Annotated in this window: 19 protein-coding genes; 3 read left to right on the forward strand and 16 right to left on the reverse strand. The window is 40.7% G+C overall.

The genetic code is table 11. The features are described from left to right. Positions 1-66: 66 nt before the first annotated feature. Positions 67-945: a LysR family transcriptional regulator gene (locus PQ460_RS19505; protein ID WP_274170850.1), complete on the reverse strand. Its 879-nt coding sequence runs from the start codon at positions 943-945 to the stop codon at positions 67-69. 163 nt (positions 946-1,108) lie between these two features. On the opposite strand from PQ460_RS19505, the gene PQ460_RS19510 reads away from it, so the two are divergent. Beyond that, the gene (locus PQ460_RS19510) at positions 1,109-2,071 is read left to right on the forward strand and encodes a DMT family transporter (RefSeq protein WP_274170851.1); all 963 of its coding nucleotides are present in this window, start codon (positions 1,109-1,111) and stop codon (positions 2,069-2,071) included. Between the two features lie 49 nt (positions 2,072-2,120). Here the strand turns inward: PQ460_RS19510 and PQ460_RS19515 are convergent, their stop codons facing one another. From PQ460_RS19515 to nirB, 6 genes are all read right to left on the reverse strand, one after another. Then, entirely contained in the window at positions 2,121-2,981 is an 861-nt protein-coding gene (locus tag PQ460_RS19515) for a MetQ/NlpA family ABC transporter substrate-binding protein (protein ID WP_273615018.1), read from the reverse strand. A gap of 44 nt (positions 2,982-3,025) precedes the next feature. Next, a complete protein-coding gene (locus tag PQ460_RS19520) occupies positions 3,026-3,706 on the reverse strand; it encodes a methionine ABC transporter permease (RefSeq protein WP_273615017.1) in 681 nt (226 codons plus the stop codon). Continuing rightward, complete coding sequence (locus PQ460_RS19525; RefSeq protein WP_274170852.1) at positions 3,706-4,461, reverse strand: methionine ABC transporter ATP-binding protein; 756 nt, start codon at positions 4,459-4,461, stop codon at positions 3,706-3,708. Before PQ460_RS19525 ends, PQ460_RS19520 begins: the two co-directional genes overlap by 1 nt. Before the next feature lie 280 nt (positions 4,462-4,741). After that, positions 4,742-6,424, reverse strand: coding sequence for an alpha-keto acid decarboxylase family protein (locus tag PQ460_RS19530; RefSeq protein ID WP_274170853.1), 1,683 nt, complete (start codon positions 6,422-6,424; stop codon positions 4,742-4,744). Positions 6,425-6,646: 222 nt separating this feature from the next. Beyond that, positions 6,647-6,973 (reverse strand): nitrite reductase small subunit NirD, encoded by a 327-nt coding sequence (gene nirD, locus PQ460_RS19535; protein ID WP_274170854.1) that lies wholly within the window; start codon positions 6,971-6,973, stop codon positions 6,647-6,649. A gap of 15 nt (positions 6,974-6,988) precedes the next feature. Then, a complete protein-coding gene (gene nirB / locus PQ460_RS19540) occupies positions 6,989-9,409 on the reverse strand; it encodes a nitrite reductase large subunit NirB (RefSeq protein ID WP_274170855.1) in 2,421 nt (806 codons plus the stop codon). A 339-nt stretch (positions 9,410-9,748) separates the two neighbouring features. On the opposite strand from nirB, the gene PQ460_RS19545 reads away from it, so the two are divergent. Both PQ460_RS19545 and PQ460_RS19550 read left to right on the forward strand, forming a co-directional pair. Beyond that, the gene (locus PQ460_RS19545; protein WP_274170856.1) at positions 9,749-10,045 is read left to right on the forward strand and encodes a cupin domain-containing protein; all 297 of its coding nucleotides are present in this window, start codon (positions 9,749-9,751) and stop codon (positions 10,043-10,045) included. A 42-nt stretch (positions 10,046-10,087) separates the two neighbouring features. Continuing rightward, the gene (locus tag PQ460_RS19550; protein ID WP_274170857.1) at positions 10,088-10,783 is read left to right on the forward strand and encodes a cupin domain-containing protein; all 696 of its coding nucleotides are present in this window, start codon (positions 10,088-10,090) and stop codon (positions 10,781-10,783) included. 352 nt (positions 10,784-11,135) lie between these two features. On the opposite strand, the gene PQ460_RS19555 is transcribed toward PQ460_RS19550, so the two are convergent. The 9 genes from PQ460_RS19555 to PQ460_RS19595 all read right to left on the reverse strand — a co-directional run bounded on the left by PQ460_RS19555 (position 11,136) and on the right by PQ460_RS19595 (position 21,768). Next, positions 11,136-11,609 carry a 2-thiouracil desulfurase family protein gene (locus PQ460_RS19555; protein ID WP_274170858.1) on the reverse strand — a complete coding sequence of 158 codons (474 nt, stop codon included), beginning with the start codon at positions 11,607-11,609 and terminating at the stop codon, positions 11,136-11,138. Between the two features lie 39 nt (positions 11,610-11,648). Then, entirely contained in the window at positions 11,649-12,281 is a 633-nt protein-coding gene (locus tag PQ460_RS19560; RefSeq protein ID WP_273616235.1) for an SLOG family protein, read from the reverse strand. Between the two features lie 327 nt (positions 12,282-12,608). Further along, complete coding sequence (locus PQ460_RS19565; protein ID WP_273615007.1) at positions 12,609-12,824, reverse strand: hypothetical protein; 216 nt, start codon at positions 12,822-12,824, stop codon at positions 12,609-12,611. Positions 12,825-12,908: 84 nt separating this feature from the next. Next, entirely contained in the window at positions 12,909-13,454 is a 546-nt protein-coding gene (locus tag PQ460_RS19570) for a histidine phosphatase family protein (protein ID WP_274170859.1), read from the reverse strand. A 79-nt stretch (positions 13,455-13,533) separates the two neighbouring features. Beyond that, positions 13,534-14,757, reverse strand: a complete 1,224-nt coding sequence (locus tag PQ460_RS19575; protein WP_274170860.1) for a VWA domain-containing protein — start codon at positions 14,755-14,757, stop codon at positions 13,534-13,536. Between the two features lie 2 nt (positions 14,758-14,759). Continuing rightward, positions 14,760-17,120 (reverse strand): DUF5682 family protein, encoded by a 2,361-nt coding sequence (locus PQ460_RS19580; protein WP_274170861.1) that lies wholly within the window; start codon positions 17,118-17,120, stop codon positions 14,760-14,762. Next, positions 17,117-18,217 (reverse strand): AAA family ATPase, encoded by a 1,101-nt coding sequence (locus PQ460_RS19585; RefSeq protein WP_274170862.1) that lies wholly within the window; start codon positions 18,215-18,217, stop codon positions 17,117-17,119. The genes PQ460_RS19580 and PQ460_RS19585 overlap by 4 nt, the downstream gene beginning before the upstream one ends. After that, a complete protein-coding gene (locus PQ460_RS19590; RefSeq protein WP_274170863.1) occupies positions 18,217-20,121 on the reverse strand; it encodes a HEAT repeat domain-containing protein in 1,905 nt (634 codons plus the stop codon). The genes PQ460_RS19585 and PQ460_RS19590 overlap by 1 nt, the downstream gene beginning before the upstream one ends. Before the next feature lie 192 nt (positions 20,122-20,313). Continuing rightward, positions 20,314-21,768 carry an SWIM zinc finger family protein gene (locus tag PQ460_RS19595; protein ID WP_274170864.1) on the reverse strand — a complete coding sequence of 485 codons (1,455 nt, stop codon included), beginning with the start codon at positions 21,766-21,768 and terminating at the stop codon, positions 20,314-20,316.

Here is a 21,768-nt window from a genome sequence, read left to right on the forward strand (position 1 = left end):
TCCAGTTTCTATCGCTCATTATTCACCTATGATTAGGAGGAATAATGATGTACTGATCAGCTTGATTTAGCTTTCTTCACGTCCTACCCATTCCCGTATATACTCCAAAAATCGCTTGGTCGCTGGTGAGGCTTGTTTCATGGAATGTACAGCTAATCCTAATGAACGGTAACTCGGATATTCCAGTTCTAACATTTTCACTTTATGATCCCGTCCTTGTAGAACAAGCTCTGGCAAAATACTAATTCCCAGACTATTTTCGACCATCGCAATAATCGCATAATCATCTCCGACCGAAAATTTGATATCCGGTGTAATCGCAAAGCGTGATAATAACCGTCTCACATCGTAATCTGATCCTTCGCGCGGCATAATAAATGGTTCATTCGCAATCTGTTCTAATGGAAAATTCTCCAGATGACTGAGTGGATGATCCAGCGGAACAATCGCTAACATCCGATCTTGTTTTAATGGAATCACTTCAAATGAAGCCTGACTAGGAATCGTAATAAATCCACAGTCGATCTGTCCATTAGAGATCCAGTCTTCGATTTCTTGATAATCTCCTTCGACTAATTTGAATTGGATATTGGGATACTCTTGTTGAAAATATTTAATCATTCCTGGAAGCCAATGCACCGATACGCTGGTAAATGTACCCATCCGAATAGTACCTGATTCCAGTCCATGAATCGATGTTACTGTCTGTTTCAATTGCTCATTCCAATTCATAATTTCGGTAATCGGTTGTAATACCTGTTCTCCATTAACCGTTAACCGCACACCTGAACGATCTCGTAACAATAACGGAAAGCCAAATTCAGTCTCCAAACTATGTATAATATGGCTTACACCGGATTGTGTAAACCCTAGTACTTCTGCCGCTCTGGTAAGACTTCCTAGCTCAACGACTTTTAGTAACACTTCAAATTTGTGAATGCTCATTGGTGCGCCTTCTTCCCTTATTTTCCGCTCTTGGTGTAGTCTCCAACATCCATTAGTTTTACTCATGTGATCCATGACAAACATTCAGTGTACTTGGGGATATAATCTTACTATACTGAATTTGGAACATTTTGATAATACGTTATTTTGAAGGTGGGACATTGTGAAGCAGTCCAGAGCAGACTTGTTGATTTTACTGGTGACGTTATGCTGGGGATCATCGTATTTATTTATGAAAATGGGGCTAGGTTCTTTATCCGAATACAATCTAATTGCTCTTCGTTTTGGATTAGCTTTTATTTTGACAGGCATTTTATTTTTTAATCATTTACGCCGGATCGATTGGACTACACTTGGATACAGTGCGCTAATCGGACTTGCTTTGTTTGCTGTATTTGTATTTATTATGTTTGGACTCAAAACGACTACCACTTCCAATGCTGGATTTCTAGTCAGTCTTACCGTTATTTTTGTCCCGCTAATTCATTTTATTGTATTTAAAAAGAAATTACGTATGACTCAGACCGCAGGCGTATTGCTTGCGATTGTCGGTATAGGACTACTGACATTAAGTGGCCCTCTCGGTATTCATTCCGGTGATCTTTTGTGCATTTTGGCATCGATCTGCTATGCTGTGTATATTTTGCTTACCAGTGCTGCCGCTAAGATTGTCCGCAGTACACTGAATCTAGGTATTTGCCAGCTTGGGTTTGCTGGATTATATGGATTGATCTTTTCGTTTATATTCGAATCGCCTCATCTTCCTTATACGCTTAATGGTTGGATCGCTGTGTTGGCTTTGAGTGTAGTATGCAGTGCTTTTGGCTTTATTATTCAACCTGTCGCGCAAAAGTACACTACACCTACACGTACCGGGCTGATTTTCTGTATGGAGCCTGTTTTTGCCGCTTTATTCGCTTTTCTTTTTGAACATGAACTGTTATCTATTCAAGGATATATCGGTGCTGGCGTTGTTCTGCTCGGTGTAGTCGTCTCGGAATGGACTTGGAGACCGTATTGGAAAACAAAAAAGAAGCATAATATAGAACGTTTACCACAAGCTATTCAACAAACAGACACTCATCATCCAGAGTTAACCAAAAAAGAACCTGTACATCTCTCTTGATAGAGCGATACAGGTTCTTTCTAGTTATCTTAATCATTCCTACATATGCTTAAAAAGCAGGTACAGCGATATCTGCATATTTTTCTTGCAAAAATTTCTTCACTTCAGGCCCTGCCATACGTGCTTTTAATTTCTGAATTGCTTCTGAATCTTTGTTATCTTCACGAGCTACTAGATTAATCGCAAATGTAGAATCTTCTTTCTCGGTAACCAATGCGTCTTTGACAGGCGTCAAGTTCAGAGGCTTCGCATAAGCAGGTGTCATTGCGACTAGATCTGCTTCATCATACATACGTGCTAACATCAATAGATCGACTTCTTTGAATTTAAAGTTTTTGGGATTGGATGTAATATCGGCTTGAATTGCATTCATGCCAACACCGTCTTTGAGTGTAATCATACCCGCTTGAGCAAACATCTGTAATGAACGACCGATATTTGAAGGATCATTTGCTATCGCGATTGTTGCTCCTTCAGGTAAAGCGTTAATGTCTTTATAATTTTTAGAATACGCACCATAGATCGCATTATAAATAGGTTGAATTGCGACTAGATTTGCACCTTTACTTTCATTGTATTGCTTCATATACGGAGCATGTTGGAAAAAATTAGCGTCGACTTCTTTATTAGCTAAAGCATCATTAGGCTGAATATTATCAGACAATACGATCACATCAAGATTAATACCATCTTCTTTAAGCAATGGTTTAACAACATCCAAAATTTCAGTCATTGGTGGAATCAAAGTTGCAATTTTGAGTGTCGTTTCTGTAGACGTACCTTCTGTAGCTGTAGCCGCATCATTAGATGTCGTTGTTGTTTCTTGCTTCTGACCACATGCTGCTAATAAAAGCATCATAGCGAACATCAAGATCATGATTGATTTGCGAGTCGTTAACACGTTGTTCATAGTTAAAGTTAGCCTCCATTACATGTATAATATCCAAATATCATCTAGCGTTTATCCAATACTCTAGCAATCGTACTTCCTACAAACTGTACAGCCTGTACCAAAATAATCATCAAAATAATCATATAGACCATCACATCAGTCTCAAACCGCTGATATCCGTAACGAATCGCAAAATCCCCAATCCCACCACCGCCAACAATACCGACAACAGTAGAATATGAAATAAAGCTAATCGTTGAAGTGGTCAGTCCCAGTACTAGACCTGATCGTGCTTCTACATATAAAAATTTGAAAATGATCTGCCATCTCGATGCACCCATGGATTGTGCAGATTCGACAACTCCTCGCGGTACATCCAATAAAGACTGTTCAACTAAACGTGAATAATAAGCAATTGCTATAATCGATAACGGTACAGAAGCCGCTTCTGTTCCAATCGCTGTGCCTACCACCAGACGTGTAAATGGAATCAAAAACACCACCAGTAGCAAAAATGGAAACGAACGAATCACATTGACCAGTGTATTCAGTACCGCTGCTACATACGTATTTTCGTATAATTGACCTTTTTTGCATAAATACAACATCGTTCCTAACGGTAAACCAAACAGTATAGCGGCTAATAATGAAATGCCTACCATAGAGAACGTTTCACCGATCGCTGACCAAATCTGTGATTGATATAGATCAAGCATTTCGCTAAAAGTACGATCTTGATCCATTAGTTCCCCTCCTTATACCCGAGCAATTGCTCACGATAAGATAAAGTATAGGCAGGAGATGCTGTAAAGCCATCTTGCGCACGTGAAAAGCTTTCGGTGATGAGCCCATTTTCCATCACAGACACAGTATCACATAGACTACGTACCACATCCATCTCATGGGTGACAATCACTATCGTTACGCCTAATTGTTGATTAATCTGTCTGAGCACATCCAGAATACCGGAAGTTGTTTTGGGGTCAAGAGCAGATGTAGGTTCATCACACAGTAGCACTTGCGGATGATTAGCAATCGCTCTAGCAATTCCGACACGCTGTTTCTGTCCACCACTGAGCTGTGCAGGATAATCACTGCCTTTATCCAATAAACCTACCAGTTCCAGACATTCGTACACACGTTGTTGCCTTTGCGACTTCGGTACGCCAGCAAGTTCAAGCGGAATTTCGATATTTTTGCTAACGGTTCGATTATGAACCAGATTGAATTGCTGAAATACCATACCAATCTGTTGTCTGGCTAGGCGCAATTGATGATCTGTCATTGTAGTTAAACGCTTACCGTTAACAGTAACTACACCTCGATCAGGACGTTCCAATACATTCATCATACGTAGCAATGTGGATTTTCCTGCTCCACTGCTTCCAATAATGCCATGAATCGTTCCACGTTCGATATGCAGACTCACCTCTTGCACTGCGGCATTACTGTTCCCCATCTTGCCAAAATATTTGCTCACGCTTTCCAGCGAAATCATCGTCGTCCCCTCCTCATCTCATAGCCGGTCCGATGAGAACTTTTGATTCAAAGTGTAATACAACTATAGAGAAGCTGTTATACTCGATACTTCTGCTATATTATAAGGAATGTTATATGCTGTGTCACTATTTTTCTCAATAAGATCATTAAATATTCATTTGTTCTCCTATTCTGCTTTATTTAGACAAAAAAACATCCTCTCTATACATAGAGAAGATGTTGGCATCGCTGTATTGAACAGATTTTATCGCTAGAGACATTTGTTGTAACTCTAGATATTATTGTTGCTGTTCTTGTTTTTGTAAAAATTCGCGCGTTTTGCGTAGATATTTCGGTGCATCCATTGGATCTTCAATCATCATTTCAATCAAGCATAACTTCTGATTCTGTTGTTGTTCTGCTTCTTGAATCGCTTGATCTAGTTGTTGATTGGTATGCACTTGCATTGTATACGCATCTCCGCCGAACGCTTCGATTAATTTGGTATAGTGCCATCTAGGAATATCATTGTATACTTGCTTATCAATATCTACTTTGACATTCAGATACTTTTCAATCGTATACCCTTTATTATTGAGGACGAAAATAATCGGTTTGCATCCTTGTTCTAACATTGAGCTGATCTCTTGAACGGTTAATTGTAATGAACCGTCTCCTGTAAATAACAACACCCGACGTTGAGGAGCTGCTATACATGCGCCAAACGCCGCTGGAGTAGCATAACCGATACTTTGCCAGCCTGCTTGCCCGATATACGTTGCTCCTTCTGGCAATTGAAGCTGAGAAATCCCATACGTAAATGTCCCCGTCTCTGCAATTACGATATCATTTGCCGCTAATAACTGTTGAAAACGCGGGTAGTAATTGCCTGCTTGTAACGGTTGGTCTTTGTCCGCAGATAATAACTGTTCTGTATCATATGGAAATTCTGTAATATTAATCTCTGCCTGACTTCTCCAATCCAGTTGAGCAAGCGCTTCTAGCATATCTTTTGCAACAATATTAGGATACACAGACTCGCCAATTTTGACTTGATCCGGTTGAATATTAATGACTTTTTGGAAATCCAATTCAGCTGTAAAATTGGCTGTATTGAGGTCTGACCAGATTAAGCCTGCCGCAATTACAAAATCTGCATTTTCTATCGTACTACGTACTTCTTCACTACCGAATGTGCCTCCATACATACCGATATAATGCGGATGCCGTTCATCGAATCCACTTTTCCCCATCATCATCGAAGCCGCAGGTATATTCAGATTCTCTGCTACTTGTTGTACCGATAATTGCAACTGGTAACGAAGAACAGGGCTATCAGATAATAAAACACCATTGTTAGAGGATTGGATTAACTGCTCTGCATGCTTTATGGCTGCTTGAAGTGAATTGGAATGAGTCGATGTTTGAAAAGAAGGCTCAATATGCGTTGTAATCGGTTCTAACACATGATCCAAAGCAACTACTAGATAGACCGGCTTCTTGGTTGTTTTCGCAGTATGAATAGCTTGAGGTATCTCGATCATTGCATTCTCTGGTGTGATCACTGCATTATACGCTGTAATCGGCTCATACGCTTGACGGAACACATCGTAATTGCCATCCAGTAAACTATGATGCATCAATTGATGATCTTGTTGTGCTTGAGATTTGGGAGCACCTACAATATGAATAATTGGTACACTTTCGCTGTAAGCACCAGCAATAGCATTACATGCGCTCATTTCTCCTACACCGAATGTAGTAATCAGTGCAGATAGACCTTTGATTCTAGCGTAACTATCTGCGGCATATCCAGCATTTAGCTCATTGCGTCCGGTGATAAATTCAAGCCCATCGTACTCTTCTAACGTATCTAACAAAGTAAAATTATAGTCACCAGGGATACCGAACACTTCGGTTAATCCTTCGCGCTTGAGACAATCTAACATATATTGACCTAACGTAATATTGGTTACTGACATTATATTTTCCTCCTGTGTATTGCTATTGATTACGCATAATTTACCGTTGTACTTTGGTCATATTCTAAGTCTTGCTCTAAAGACATTACCCTATTCTGAAAAAATGACTTCCATTTTCTGATAATTTCTTTGGATAGTTCTCTTTTTTCCTATAATAAGACACCAAAAAGAAGCCTCTATATGCTAGAGGCTTCTTTTGTTACTCATATGCTGATGACCGCATTAATAGTAGTACTGCACCCATACTTTGCCTGCTTCTACTTTGGTAGGAAATACTGTTACCTGTCCTTCGTCCGGTGCTTGTACACTTCCTGTTCGTAGATCAATCTGCCAATCATACAGCGGATCATACAAAATATGCCCGGATACGATTCCTTCTGCAATCGGCCCACCTTTGGGATGAGGGCTTTTATTTTCAAGGGCAAATACTTCTTCATTCGAGGTACGGAAAATTGCCAGCTCTACCTGTTGCAATTGTACAACTCGTCCGATCTGTGGCAAAAATTGATCGATTGAGCCGATTGGATAAAATGTGTGCGTAGTATTCATTATACTTTTTCTCCTTTAGACTTCCATTTTATGAAAAAGAGCTTCACGAGTAGCAGTATCGTTAATCACTTTTTGCCACGGATCTTCCACCTGAGCAAGCGCAAGATTCACACGTTCGATTAATTGCTGACGATTCTCTACATTGTTCACTACAGCTTCATAGATAGTAGGTAAGCCGATACGCTCTACCCATTCAGATGTTCTTTCTAAATATTTACCTGTTTCGCGGTAATACTGAATAATCGCTCCGCATAGATCGATCAATTCTTGATCCGTTTTGACTTTGCATAACGAATCTGCCAGACGAGCTTTGATTCCTCCGTTACCCCCGATAAAGATTTCCCAGCCCCCATCATTGCCGACAATACCGATATCTTTGGTACATGATTCTGCACAGTTACGAGGACAACCGTTAACTGCCATTTTGAATTTGGCAGGGAAATCCAAGCGTTCAAAACGACGTTCTAGATCTGCTCCCATGCCCATCGAATCCTGTGTACCAAAGCGGCAATATTGAGCGCCTACACATGTTTTGACTGTTCGTAATGATTTGGCATATGCATAACCAGAAGGCATATCTAATTCTTCCCACACTTTAGGCAAATCTTCTTTGACTACACCGATCAAGTCGATCCGTTGTCCTCCGGTCATTTTCACTGCTTGTACATTGTATTTGACCGATACATCAGCGATGCGTTTTAACTCTTCCGGTGTAGTGACTCCGCCATACATACGAGGAACCACTGTATACGTACCGTCTTTTTGAATATTAGCGTTCATCCGTTCATTGACAAAACGGGACGATTTCTCATCTTGATATTGTTCTGGATCAAGCATACCTAGATAGTAGTTGATCGCAGGACGACATTTTGAACAGCCTTCTGGTTGTTTCCACTCCAGTACATTCATGACTTCTTTGATCGTTTTGAGTCCTTTTGCTTGGATACCTGCTACGACTTCATCACGGCTAAGCGGTGTACAGCTACACATTCCTTGACTGGCTCCAATAGTCGCTCCATCACCTAAAACATACTGTAGAATCTGTTCTACAACCGGCTTACAACCACCACATGAACGACTAGCTCCTGTACATGCTTTGATCTCATCGACAGTAGTTAATCCTTTTTCTTGAATAGCACTTACAATATCAAGCTTGGTTACACCGTTACAACCACAGACAATTTCGCTATCTGCCATCGTATCGATCGACGATTTCTTTTTGCTATGATCGCATCCGCCTGTACCCATCAATTCTGCATATAATTCATCCGTCATCGGTGCGCTATCACGAATTAATTTTTGCAATGGAGCTGCATCTGTAATATCACCGAATAGAACAGCACCGACAATTGTCTGATCTTCTAAAATGATTTTTTTATACGTACGTTTCCAATCATCACGTGCTGTAATGACTGATTGGTGTTCATTTTCAATAAATACGCCTGCGGAAAATACATCGACACCTGAAATTTTGAGCTTGGTTGATACGATAGAACCTTCATACGGCTGGGTATCGATACCACATAAATGCTTCGCCAAAATCATACCTTGTTCAAATAAAGGCGCAACTAATCCATAACAGTTTTCTCTATGTTGTACACATTCACCGACCGCATAAATATGATCTACCGATGTCTGCAAATAGTCATTAACGATAATGCCCCGACCTGTCTTAATATCACTTTGTGTAGCTACAGCAATATTCGGCTTGATTCCGGCTGCCATCACTACGAATTGAGCAGGCAATGTTGTGCCATCTTTGAACAATAATTGTTCTACTCGCTCTCCACCTAGCAACTCTACAGTCTGGGTACCCATCAGGAATTTGATTCCTTGACGTTCTAATTCTTTGCGTAACATCGATGCGGCTACAGAATCGAGTTGACGTTCCATCAGATCATCCATCAAATGAACAACAGTAACATCCATTCCTAGACTAACTAATCCTTTAGCTGCTTCTAAGCCTAACAATCCTCCACCAATCACTGCGGCTTGCGGGTAATGTGCCGCGGCATCGATCATTTGATGACAATCCGCAATATCACGGAAACCGACAACCCCTTGCTTATCATGACCCGGTATAGGCAAAATAAACGATTGTGATCCTGTCGCGATAATCACTTTGTCATAAGGAACTGTCATGCCATTATCGGTATAGATCAGTTGTTGCTCAGCATCAATCCGAGTGACTGTTGTACCTGTGTGCAATGTGATTTGATTTTGCTCATACCATTCATGACTATTCAAAATAATATCGTCAATCGTCTGCGTACCTTCCAGTACATAAGACAACATAATCCGATTGTAGTTTGGATGTGGCTCGCTACCGAATACCGTAATATCGTATTGCCCGCCTAATTTGATAATTTGTTCTAACGTGGCAACCCCTGCCATCCCGTTACCGATTAGAATCAGTCGTTCTCTTGTTGTTGTCATATCAAAATCCCCCTTTTTTGAATACGTACCTGTATGTGGTTTATGCCATGAGTATGTTATATATAAAACAATCTTTAATATCTAAAATTTATTGGTTTGTATTCAGTATATCGGTCTTATACAGGAGATGTAGTGATTAAAATCACAAACTTTTCGAACATTCATATATCAAAAATACACACTTTTTATCAAATTGGTGCTTAGAATGGTTCATTTTAGTGAGAAAATACACTTATTTTACTTCTAGGATAGGCTTATAGTGCCATGTACCATTCAACTGACTATGACAAAATACAGATTAGCTAAGAAGATGAATCATATAAGCAATGGAGGGTTATTATGACAAAAACATTCAAATACAGGCTTGAACAACAAACAGCTTATAAACATAGCGGTGGTACAATGCGCGAAGTCTCGGTGACTGACTTTCCTGTATCTACAGCAATGACAGGTGTATCATTGCGACTAGCTCCAGGCACATTGAGAGAATTACACTGGCACACCAATGCTTCAGAATGGGGATATGTAGTCAGCGGAAGTTGTCGCACAACAGTTTTGCATCCTGATGGCACAACGTACATAGATAACTTTAACAGTGGAGATGTATGGTATTTTCCCAAAGGGTATGGGCATTAGATTCAAGGGATTGGAACAGAGGAATGTCATATTATACAGATTATGAACAATGGTACGTTTACCGAAAAACATACCTTTAGTATTACAGACTTTATTGCGCAGACTCCTATCGAGTTGGTTGCTCAAAATTTGGGCATTTCGATTGCAGAAGCACAGCAATTACCGACACAAGAGTCTTATTTCGCCTCTGGACCTGTACCGGATGATTCGACTCTGGATGCTACAGAACGTAGTACAACAGGGCTTACCAGTATGCATCGCTATCCACTTATGGCTCAAGATCCTAAGCGTGTTCCTGGTGGAGGTACAGAACGGGTAGCTTCGGCACGTCTATTCCCTATTTCTACAAATATGACAGGCGCTATTATCGAGATTCAACCGGGCGCTTTACGAGAAATGCACTGGCATCCCAATACCGATGAATGGCAATATTATATAAGTGGCACAGCACGAATGGCTATTTTTTTAGGAAAAGGAGAACTGATCGAAGATCAATTTGAAGCAGGCGATGTGGGTTATGTACCTGAAGGTGCAGGGCACTATATTTACAATAATGGAACAGAAGTCTGCCGAATCTTAGTCGGATTCAACAATGGACAACACGAGACGATAGATCTGACCAAATGGATCTCTAGTACACCGGATGATGTGCTAGCAACGAATCTGGAAATCAATCGTGAACAGGTAAACCAATTGCCGCAACGCCACTGGTTTATCGCTCCTGCTCCTTTACAGTAATCGATCATTATCGCTTTCTACCTCTACAATTTACAATTTTCTACCATATAGATCCTTACATGTGGATATTTATGCGGTGTATAGAAATAAGCTGATCGATAACATATATTGAGATTCACTTATGGATATTTACTGAAAGTGAATATCTAGCTAATGATCAATTTAATTTGTCCGAGAGCGACTGCACGTATACTATTTTGATAAAAAAGATCATGTGAATACACCCTAACCTACATGAAGAGATCCAATAATGGTATCTAGCGTAGAGTGTATAACATGATCTTTTTTATATTACAAGATAAGCTTGTTCATCATATCTTTGGTGATCTAATATTGTTTTACTGAAGCAAGACTACAGTAGCTTATATTCTTCGAACAAAAAATCACAGGTATGCTCATCGACTACTTGAATATTATTTTGGCGAAAAAGAGCTGCGGTTAGACCGGAACCAATGATTTTATTACCGCTAAATGTACCATCATAGACCATCTGACTTCCGCACGAAGGACTATTGGCTTTTAGCACTGCAACAGTAATTTGCGCTTGTTGCGCTTGCTCCAATGCTCTTTTGGCTCCTGCTTGAAACGATTGGGTTACATCTTCGCCTGAAATTGTGATCACTTTGGCATTGCCTAACCACACATCTTCGGCTGTTCCCCCTACAATCTCTGCTGGTTCGCGTGGTGTAGTCAGACCACCTAACACTTCAGGACAAAAAGCTACTGCTTTGCCTTGCTGAATCAGTTGATCTAACGGTCGTACGAGGTTGCTTCTTCCATCATATCTACAGGCAATACCGGTCAGACACGCGCTAATACCAATCATGCTTCACTCCTCCTTTTTACCTACTTTTTTCCGAATCGGTCAAATCTCTTCAAAAGGATCAATATTCGGATTGGTTGCATCGATCATATCAGTCGGCGATTCTGTAAACGATTCTTCCAATTGCTGATCGAGTTGCTGTTCATCTGCGATACTTTGAATATCTTCCGAACTGATACTGATATATACATATCCATCAGACTGCTGTTTTTTTAACGCTTTTTCTTTGAAAAATCGAGGGCTTCCCTCGCCTCCATCTTCATCATAAACTAACAAAATACCATCTGTTTTGCGAAATAACAAATCATCCCGAGCAGTAAATTGCCAGATCCCTTGATAGGGCTGCTTGCTCACCAGACCATAATAGTCGACCCCTTTACAAATCTCTTCATAATAGGTCTTTTTATCTTCACTCCACTTTTCTTCTGGATTGGCAAATGCTGAAATAATCGATAAGCGTAATTGAGGATATTGTTCTTTGAGTGCAATCACCACTTCACATGCCCACAAATCTACACCATACTGCCCCGGTGTAATCACCCATTCCAATCCTTCTTCGATCAGTGGAATTAATTTGCTACGTAATGCTTGCTGAATAAAAGGAATACCTTCATGCTTTTGTCCAAAAATATTCAGCTCGTGCGCACGATAACCGGTTACCAGTAAATTCTTCATGCCTTGCTGTCCTCCGCTTCTGTTCATGCTCTTCTTCCATCATAACATGAAGCGAAATAAAGCAAAAACCGATCCCTTTTAAATAGGAGAATCAGTAGTTTGTAGCGATCACTAGAAGTATTAACTGGCTGTAGTGACAATACGATTCGTATCACACTATTTCCAATGATGCGGATAACTACCTTACATATAAAACAGATATACAAAATAGATAAAAAAAATAAACCTACTCAGTATCGACTGAATAGGTTTACTTCAAGAGATAAGATTGTTTTGGTTATACGGTCTTTGGTAATTTCATCGGGTAGCACTGGTATAAATGTGTGCTTAGGTTCCCATTTTCTTACGTTGGTTATTTACTTTTTTGGTCATCTGGCTTTTCATCTTTTTACCGCCGCCGTCAAATCCATTATTAGAACCTTTACCTGGTTGGTTGGCTTGCTTTTTCATCGCCAACAAACGTTTTGCTGCTTCAGCCTGGCTGACTTTTTGTGCTTGCTTGGATTCTTCTGTTACTTCATTGTGTTCTTGTTCTGTACTCATTGTGTTCACCTCAGTCTCATCATAGCATAAGGGATGGTTCAACTCCACGAATACTTTATCTTTTGGTGCTGTCGAATCCTTCATTTATTGCCAGATCCGCTGCATACGAATCAACTGATATTCATCATCAAATACCAATTGATACACATCAGGATTAGACAAAGCTTGCCAGTGTTCAAATTGGATCTGCTCATCATAATATTTAAGCAATAGGGAGATCAAATTACCATGTGAGACCACTGCAATCTGCTTCGCATCAGTACGTATCGCTTTATCAAGTACAGCTATCCCTCGATCCATCGCTTGCCGGCTCGATTCCCCACCGGTATAACACAGATCCAGATCATCAAATGTTAATCTGAGCTTTTCTAACCAATCGGGTAGATTTTCTTGAGACAATACTCGTTCTTGCAGATCAGTATCTGTATGAATGCATAATGATCTTCTACTAGCAAGAGGTTCGATCGTGCGATAAGCTCGTTCATAAGGGCTAGATACAATATAATCGATCGAAAAATCGTTTAAAAAATCAGCTAGATACATCGACTGCCCTTGTCCGAGCGTAGTTAATTGCGCATCAGGTGCTTGCCCTTCTGCCTGACAATGACGAATAAGAAAAATAGACTTCATTGATCACAACTCCCTGATTTTGCTTAATCTTTGCTCTATACCAGTTGTAAATATATATGCATCAAAATCAAGCTGTACATTAGTCGATAGCAATCCCCAAACGTTTCACTAGATCACTCAAATCTTGACCTTTAAGAGCACCTTCAACCAGTGCAGGGAGTAGTGCTGGTGTACAAGCAAAGCTCGGCGTACCATCACGGGTAAATTTTTGTGCTAATTGCTTATCATAAAAAGGCTTACCTTCATCTGATAAAGCTAGCAGACATAATGTTTTGACCCCTGCTTCTTTCAGTTCACGCATACGGCGAATCAGACGTGCCTGACTACCACCTTCATATAGATCAGAGATCAAAATAAACAATGTCTTTTTGGGTTCTTCGATAAATTGTTCACAATAAGCCACAGACTTATCAATATTGGTTCCTCCACCTAGCTGTATCCCGAACAACATATCTACCGGATCATTGTTGCATTGTTCAGTGAGATCAACAACACTGGTATCAAAAGCGACTACTCTTGTATCCAGAGCAGGCATACTAGCAAAAATAGAAGCGGTTACTGAAGCCCAAATAATCGAATCTGCCATAGATCCACTCTGATCAATATCAATAATCACTTTCCATTCGTGACTACGACGTGCTCGATCAAAATAATAAAACTTTTCAGGAATAATCTGACGACGCTCCTGATTATAATGCTTGAGGTTACGTTGAATCGTTCGCTTCCAATCGATTCCGCTTAATGAAGGCAAAGGAGAATGTTGCCTGCGATTTAGCGCTCCTGTGACTGCACGACGCATATCTTGTTCCAATCGTTTGACCAAATCATCCACTACCGATTGAATAAGTAAACGTGCCGTTTCTTTGGTTTTCTCTGGAATTTTGCCTTTGAGTGCCATAAGAGTGCCGACAAGTGTAATATCAGGTTTGACCTGTGCTAACACTTCCGGTTCAAATAATAGCTGTTTCCACCCTTTGCGTTCCATCGCATCATTTTGAATAATAGATACAACATCTTCTGGAAAAAAAGTACGTACATCTCCCAGCCAGCGTGTTAATGTCGGTGAAGAGGGCCCTTTGCCTGCGCCTTTGCCACCATTTCGGTTGTTACCTGACTGCGCTTCCTGACCTGAAGTATCATCATAAATGGCTGCTAATGCTTGATCCATAATCTGTTCTTCTTCTGTCAGTGTTATTCCTTCGATTCCGCTAGAAGTCTGACGTTCTAACTGTTGCTCTGCTTCAGCTCCTAGAATCAATCGCCAACGGGACAATCTTTTCTGTTCATCATGAGTAGGAGTCATAGTCAAAAGTCCTCGAACTCAAAATCATTCAGGTCATCGATCATTTTGGCTTCTTCCTCCTTCAATTCTTCGGTCAGGATTTCAGCAGCTTGTTCGGCATTCACGCCCCATAATTCTCCTAATAACTCAGCAATCATATTTTTTTCTGACGGCGAAAAAGTACTGAAAGCACGTCTTAAAAAGACCAGTGCACGTATAAAATCATCATCTTCTAACGATTCGATATATTGATGTAACTGTTCCCATAAGCTTGCACGCGATAATAACATATAACGATTACGACTGGATAATCCTTCAAACCAACCTGCTCCCAGATCAGCAGGGACACCAGGAGATAATCGGCGTGAGACTTCAGCAGCTAATTGGGTAGAAGATACTTGATTACGCTCAATTAACAGAGAACAAGCAAATCCAGATAATTTAGCATTCAGATCGTCTCGTTCCATCACTTCTGTCAGTTGTTGTAACCACAGCTCATAATCCAATTGCTCGATATGATCAAGTCCAATCGTATGCAGTTCACTGATTGACTTCATCATTTCATGGGCTACATCATCATTACATTGACAACTACTCACCAGAAATAAAGAAGCACGCTTAAATAACTGTTCTAGCAATGGAATTAAAGGTGTTGTATCTATACGACGGATATCACCATACTGAATAATTTTGGATAAGCTTCTCGCCGCCAGCGTAATCTGTATCACATCTTGATTGTCAACAGCTAATTGTTGCAAGGTCTGACGACCATTTTCTAACTGCGAGACCATTCCACTCTCACAAGCAATTAAGATCAGGTCAGAGGCTTCGGCAATCGTAGAACAACGATCTAACTTTTGCTGTAAAACATAAGCCGCCGCAATCTCAACTGTTTCTCCAAGCAAAGTCGATTCTACTACTTGAATTTCTACTTCAGGCGACCATTGTATTACCCAGCGCTCTGCCCATGTAGCTTGATCCTGCCCGGTCTGTTGCTGATGTACAAACTGAATATTTAACAAACGCAAGCGGTGAAATAAAAAGGAACGATGCAGATCCAGAAAAGCCGCTTCTTTAGATTGAACACGTCGATTTTCACGCAAATCAAGCATCAAATCTTGAGCAATCGTTGTTTTGTATTTTGTTAACTTTAATTGATGTAACAAGCGATTAAGATCATCTTGAATCGGAGTCTGACTGACCCCTTCAGCCAATTGCCCGATCGTTGTCCCTACATTAATCTGTGCTAACGACTCGGCAATGACTGTTAGATCACCATGTCCGAGTAATGTCTGCGCTGCATCTTGCAGATCACGTAAGACTGGAATATGACCACCATGCAGAGCAGACAGAGATTGCGCCATCCGTACCGCTTCAATAACTTCCGCAGTCGAACGATGAGTACCTGACTGACGCAATAAGCGAGCCACAGAAGATAAATACAGATGAGGTAATTCTTCCAATGCTCCTCGGTTCATCTGTTGCCACATCATTTCATAATAATGAGGGGCATGGTTGCCAGCACCGTATCCAGACATAGACGACAACTTATAATAAGAATACGGCATCAACGTTAGCTTGGTTGAAGAGACCGGAAGACTCTGTAATTCTTGATCTGTCATCGTATCCGATAGATCACTTAATGCAGCTGCATGATACGCACCACAGACTACCATAATCTCGTGTGGTTGATATCCACTTTCTAGCGCTTGCTTGATCTGTCTGCGCATATACGCTTCACGAATAGCATTATAAGCATATTGATTGGTAAAAGAGTCTTTTTCTTCTGCTTCTGTTAATTGACGCATCTGCTCTGAAAACTGTAATATCGTTTGCCGATACGCATGTTCATTGAGATTATGTTCATAATTCCGTTCCCAATACATATCATAATCATCTTCACCAGCTAATTGCGCGATCCGATCATACAGCGATTCATGTACCGACTCTGGCAATACTTCTGCTTGAGGAACCGTCTGCTCTGGATCTGGTACAGATGGAGATTCTATCTGTTGCTGTCGTTCAAGTCGACGTATATCTTGCAGAGCGATCATGACTGACGAAGGCAAATCAATAAATAACGATTGTGCTTTGTGATCTGCTGCCCATTTCATCGCCTGATATTCAGGAGAATAGGAAGCTAGTGGCCATAGTGCTGTTCGTACAGGCAATTCTTCTGTAAAAGCAAGAATAGCGATCGGTGGCTTTGTTTTGCGCTGTGTAATATGCTGAATCTCTGATGTAGCATCAGAAGGCCCTTCAATCAAAATAATTTTGGGCTTGATCCGATTCAGATCGTCCAATAGATGCTTGGAGCCGCCCGGGGAAAGGTGACGCACTCCGAAAATATGCACACCGATACCAAGCTCAAGCTGGCTACTCACTCGTTCATCTCCTTACAAGCTTGATACAGACCACGCCACTGCTCTCCCCGCTTTTTCATTACATTATCCAGATACTCTTTCCAGACAATCCGATCTTTATCATCGTCTTTGACGATAGCGCCTTGCAATCCTGCGGCTAAATCTTCATCGGTCAATTCACCGCTACCAAAGCTTGCTGCTAAAGCCATACTATTCGTTAATAATGAGATCGCTTCTGCGGTAGAAATAATCCCTGCTGGCGATTTTAATTTATCTTTGCGATCCAGTGTCATTCCACTGCGTAATTCGCGGAATATGGTCACGACTTTGAGCAACGCTTCATCTGCCGGTACAGCGGCTTGAAGATCGTAAGCAGAAGCAATCTCGCCTACACGTTTGCGTACGATATCGATCTCGGTCTCCAGACTAGATGGAGCAGGTAACACAATAATATTAAAACGTCGCTTGAGAGCGGCTGACATTTCATTGACTCCACGATCTCGTGTATTCGCTGTTGCAATAATCGAGAACCCTTTGCGAGCATTCATTTCTTTGCCTAATTCGGGTACCGAGATTGTTTTTTCAGACAAAATCGATATCAATGCATCTTGCACTTCTGAAGCGCAACGCGATATTTCTTCAAATCGAGCTATACCACCCAGTTCCATCGCACGCATAATCGGACTTTGTACCAATGCTTCTGGTGTCGGGCCATTAGCAAGCAACATCGCGTAGTTCCAAGAATAACGTACATGTTCTTCACTGGTTCCAGCTGTTCCCTGTACAACCAGATTAGAATGACCATAGATAGCTGCCGCCAAATTTTCAGATAACCACGACTTGGCTGTTCCTGGTTCACCGATTAACAATAGCGCACGGTCAGTTACTAATGTAGCAATCGCCATTTCGACCAAGCGCCGATTACCGATATATTTAGGTGTAATTGTTACTTTGCCTGCTTTTCCACCTGTAATAAATGTCAGTACAGATTGCGGTGACATTTGCCAGCCTGCCGGAACTTTGCCACTATCATGTTGACGTAACGCTTCTAACTCGTGCGCATACAATAATTCTGCCGACTGTCTCATCGTATCTTGTAAAGATTCAGGTGTACTCATTATTTCATCCCTTTCAATGTGTGGACTACGAACTCTAATTGTTCTGCTGCATACCCTCTAAACTTGGGAATCGTTGCTTCTCGATTTTCTGGTAACAAAGCCTCTAATCGCTCTATATCTTCAACAGGAAATTCTAAAAAAGAATGAATAATATAAGGTTCAAACATATATGAATTGGAATTGCGACGATCGTCGATAGCTTGCCACATCAGTTGACGCTTATCTTCTTTGGAGATACCCAGACGTTCTTCAAGAGCACGTAAAATCAATGTAGCTGTACGATTACGAAACTCTGGATTGTCCTGCAATTTTTGGCGTAAAAATTCTTCTACTCCTGCAACACCAGGGCGAGCCAGAGCCGCTACCAGTTCAACATCATCTTGCTTCATCGCAAATTCCAACCACCGCTTGTCCCATTTTTGTTCTACTTCAGCTAATGGCAAAATCTTTTGCGTATACACATGTTGTTCTTGATACCCTAATGAGACACTTTCATATGCATTTTCGAGTAACATCGGTCTCATCGTCGCTATCACTTTGCCAAGACGTTTTTTGGCTTCTTTATTAATTTTGGCTTTCATTTGAGCTACCATACCGCCAATATAATGATCGTACACTTGTTTTGGAGACAACATCTGTAGCGATAGACGGAAAGCAGATGGCACAAAATCAGCATCTTTTTCAGACACTTCATATAATAATTCCAAATCTTTGGAAGTGCCTACATGTTCGATATAACGAGCCGCATCCCATAATAGATTACGCCAATCTGTAATCTGATGAGAAGCACTCAGATTGTACAAATACGTATAATGTTGCAACATATCCCGATAACTTTGATGAACCGTTTCATTTTGGCTATGCGTCCACATTTTACCGAATAATAGTAAGCGTTCTGCTATCTTTTCGATTGCTTTGTACTCTACAGATTCTTGATGTTCTGACTGAATAACTTGCTCTACATCGCTAGCAAAAACAGTCGCCAACTGTGCTTCCAAATCTGCTGATACCTCTTGATAACGAACAGCCTCTACAACATATTCCAAATCTTTACCTGCTGATGCTGTCAAAAGACAGGCTATCGCTTCGCTGGAGTCACTACCAGCAAGTGCATAATAAGCAGATGCACGCACTGTTTTCTTTTTCTCTTTGGTCCACGCTATACATTCCGGTACATACTGTTCATGCCCGGATAAAAAGCGAATCGCTGTTGCTCGAATATCATCCGATGCAGATCGAGATAGTTCTCCATACCAATCCAGTAGATCCAATTGGTGCTCTTGGGAAATAGTATGAATCGCTGTGAGCTTACGTACTTCTTTTTTGTCTCCTTGAGGATTGAAAATATCTCTCAAATACGGAAGAATCGCTAATCCATAAGAAGGAACTATCTTATAAGTCATCAGTTCTGCAATTTCTGAATACGCATCATATAATCCTTGTATAGCAAGTGGCATTAGTCGAATATCTTGAAATATTCCTTCTTTGAATGCATGATCAATCACTTCAAGACGTCCGCCACCTGTGGTAGACAACGCTTGTACGACAGGAGCTAATTTGCGATAAGAATAGGTTGTATATGAATTTAGACTTACATCTTGTGGATGATTCACTCCTAAAGGCTTCAGATCGCCTTCAACCGTTACACTGCCTTGAGTATGAAGCACAGACGATAACAACAAAGTAAGATTCTGCAAACGTTCAGCACTACTAACATCATTATTCTGATCCATTATACTTTCGATCTGATCTCCAAGACGCTTAAAAATAGGTGCTTTCTCGCCTAACTGTTGAAATCGAGGTAACAATTTGCGTAAGCGTATATCTTCTACAGCTAATTCACTGCCTGCAATATAGAGTCGTCTCGTTTCTTGATACAATTCTTGTAATAAAGCTGTACTCATACGTATACCCTCCTAACAATCTATAGGTGCTTTTACACTTTTTGCTACATGGGATGATAAACTTTACAGTTGTTGAATCATATATTTCAGTGGTTCTACTGCCAATCAACAATAGCCAAATAGATTTCCCGATACAATTCCTCTAGTAGCGATGTACTCCATATAACTTTCTTCTAACCATCTACTGGTTTATCAATATAACAAACGCATAATTCCATTCCCATTAATAATAGAAAGTGGTTGAGCGATTAATTGACCTGTATCCATCTGATGTTCAAATACCAACAGCACCGTCACATTTTGCAACGTTTCTTGTGGTAAGTAAGGAAGTAATCCTGTGCTGGTACCAATCGGTAGCGAAATATCGGTAAGTCCTATCGTTTGTCCTTCAGCATCTTGAATCACCAATCGTTGATCGTCACTTTGATAAAATTGACTAACTTGAAGCAAAAGTGCCGGGTACGGATCAGCCAGTGGATTTTTCAGTTGATTTTTGATCACTTTGATTCCTTCTGCAAATGAACGATAAGCTTGTGCATGAATAGACTGCACATCTTGCTCGGTCACCGCTCGGGTCGTTAGACTTTCCCAACGGACACGTGGATTAAGATCCCCTGGATATACATAAAGAGGCTTCGGACAAGCAATTTCGGTAAACGTATCTTCTTCCCGAATATGTTTGGCTGCTTTGTACGGACGATATTGCAACGTTCGGCGGATCTGTTGACTGCCTAATTCTAACCAGTATCCCAGATCAACAAATTCCATTCTTCCCGGATCATCATAGCTCGTAAATGCTAATTGAATTAATTCTGCGTTCTCTGTCATACGCTGATATTGTTCCAATTCGCTAAGTTGCCATGCATGCCCTAACCATTCTTCAATCGTAGACTCCGCATCCAAAGCCAACTCTGGGTCTTCCAGCTTCGACTGTAAATGAGTCCTGCCTTTACGAATCAACGCATGAATAAGCGTTAATTGTTCTACTGCATATGTATAGTTCGCTTCAGGATTGTTTTTCGGAGATAACAGTCCCGCCAGACGACGCAATTCGACTTGCGCACCGGTAAGGTAATAATTGCCCATTTGTTTGACATGTTCTTGAATGCGCTTAACGACTGTAGCATCGACTGTACTTAGACCGTTGCGGATCAATGATAAGGTGAACTTTTCTAAAATATCCAATCCCTCTAATTGAGTCTGGATTTTCTTTTTCAATGCATTTTTGTTGACTGTTTTCTTTTTTGGTGCCTTTTTCTGTGTAGGATCACTTTCTACAGCAGCAGCTTTTTCTTCCCGCTTTTCGATTTTGGCACGTTTATCTGCGATATCTTCCGGAATTGTAGCGGTTGTAAATGTCTGCCCTGAGACGTAAGCGTACATAAGCGCTAAAGCATGTTTGCATGGAAATTGGCGACTCGGACAACTACATCTGGAAGTTGGTTCTTTGTCTGTTTGTATAAAGTCTACAGAACATGCGTAATTGCTTTTGCCACTACCTGCGCACTCTCCAAACAGTAAAGTACCATCCTCTGTTTGATGAAGTTGTACTAATTTATTTTTTTGAATTAATCCTTTAGCATTTTTAATTGCCGCCGCATTAGGTGCAAGTGCATCTACATATCCTTCTGTCAGTTCAATAGCCAT

The organism is Paenibacillus sp. KACC 21273 (genome assembly GCF_028736095.1).
GTDB lineage: Bacteria > Bacillota > Bacilli > Paenibacillales > Paenibacillaceae > Saccharibacillus > Saccharibacillus kyungheensis.

Excerpts from the sequence above, each read along its gene's own strand:
- nirB (WP_274170855.1), bottom strand. The coding sequence starts at position 9,409 with ATGACAACAACAAGAGAACGACTGATTCTAATCGGTAACGGGATGGCA.
- PQ460_RS19570 (WP_274170859.1), bottom strand. The coding sequence starts at position 13,454 with ATGAAGTCTATTTTTCTTATTCGTCATTGTCAGGCAGAAGGGCAAGCA.
- PQ460_RS19505 (WP_274170850.1), bottom strand. The coding sequence starts at position 945 with ATGAGCATTCACAAATTTGAAGTGTTACTAAAAGTCGTTGAGCTAGGA.
- PQ460_RS19555 (WP_274170858.1), bottom strand. The coding sequence starts at position 11,609 with ATGATTGGTATTAGCGCGTGTCTGACCGGTATTGCCTGTAGATATGAT.
- PQ460_RS19575 (WP_274170860.1), bottom strand. The coding sequence starts at position 14,757 with ATGACTCCTACTCATGATGAACAGAAAAGATTGTCCCGTTGGCGATTG.
- PQ460_RS19550 (WP_274170857.1), top strand. The coding sequence starts at position 10,088 with ATGAACAATGGTACGTTTACCGAAAAACATACCTTTAGTATTACAGAC.
- PQ460_RS19590 (WP_274170863.1), bottom strand. The coding sequence starts at position 20,121 with ATGAGTACAGCTTTATTACAAGAATTGTATCAAGAAACGAGACGACTC.
- nirD (WP_274170854.1), bottom strand. The coding sequence starts at position 6,973 with ATGAATACTACGCACACATTTTATCCAATCGGCTCAATCGATCAATTT.
- PQ460_RS19585 (WP_274170862.1), bottom strand. The coding sequence starts at position 18,217 with ATGAGTACACCTGAATCTTTACAAGATACGATGAGACAGTCGGCAGAA.
- PQ460_RS19560 (WP_273616235.1), bottom strand. The coding sequence starts at position 12,281 with ATGAAGAATTTACTGGTAACCGGTTATCGTGCGCACGAGCTGAATATT.
- PQ460_RS19545 (WP_274170856.1), top strand. The coding sequence starts at position 9,749 with ATGACAAAAACATTCAAATACAGGCTTGAACAACAAACAGCTTATAAA.
- PQ460_RS19520 (WP_273615017.1), bottom strand. The coding sequence starts at position 3,706 with ATGGATCAAGATCGTACTTTTAGCGAAATGCTTGATCTATATCAATCA.
- PQ460_RS19515 (WP_273615018.1), bottom strand. The coding sequence starts at position 2,981 with ATGAACAACGTGTTAACGACTCGCAAATCAATCATGATCTTGATGTTC.
- PQ460_RS19525 (WP_274170852.1), bottom strand. The coding sequence starts at position 4,461 with ATGATTTCGCTGGAAAGCGTGAGCAAATATTTTGGCAAGATGGGGAAC.
- PQ460_RS19565 (WP_273615007.1), bottom strand. The coding sequence starts at position 12,824 with ATGAGTACAGAACAAGAACACAATGAAGTAACAGAAGAATCCAAGCAA.
- PQ460_RS19595 (WP_274170864.1), bottom strand. The coding sequence starts at position 21,768 with ATGGCTATTGAACTGACAGAAGGATATGTAGATGCACTTGCACCTAAT.
- PQ460_RS19530 (WP_274170853.1), bottom strand. The coding sequence starts at position 6,424 with ATGTCAGTAACCAATATTACGTTAGGTCAATATATGTTAGATTGTCTC.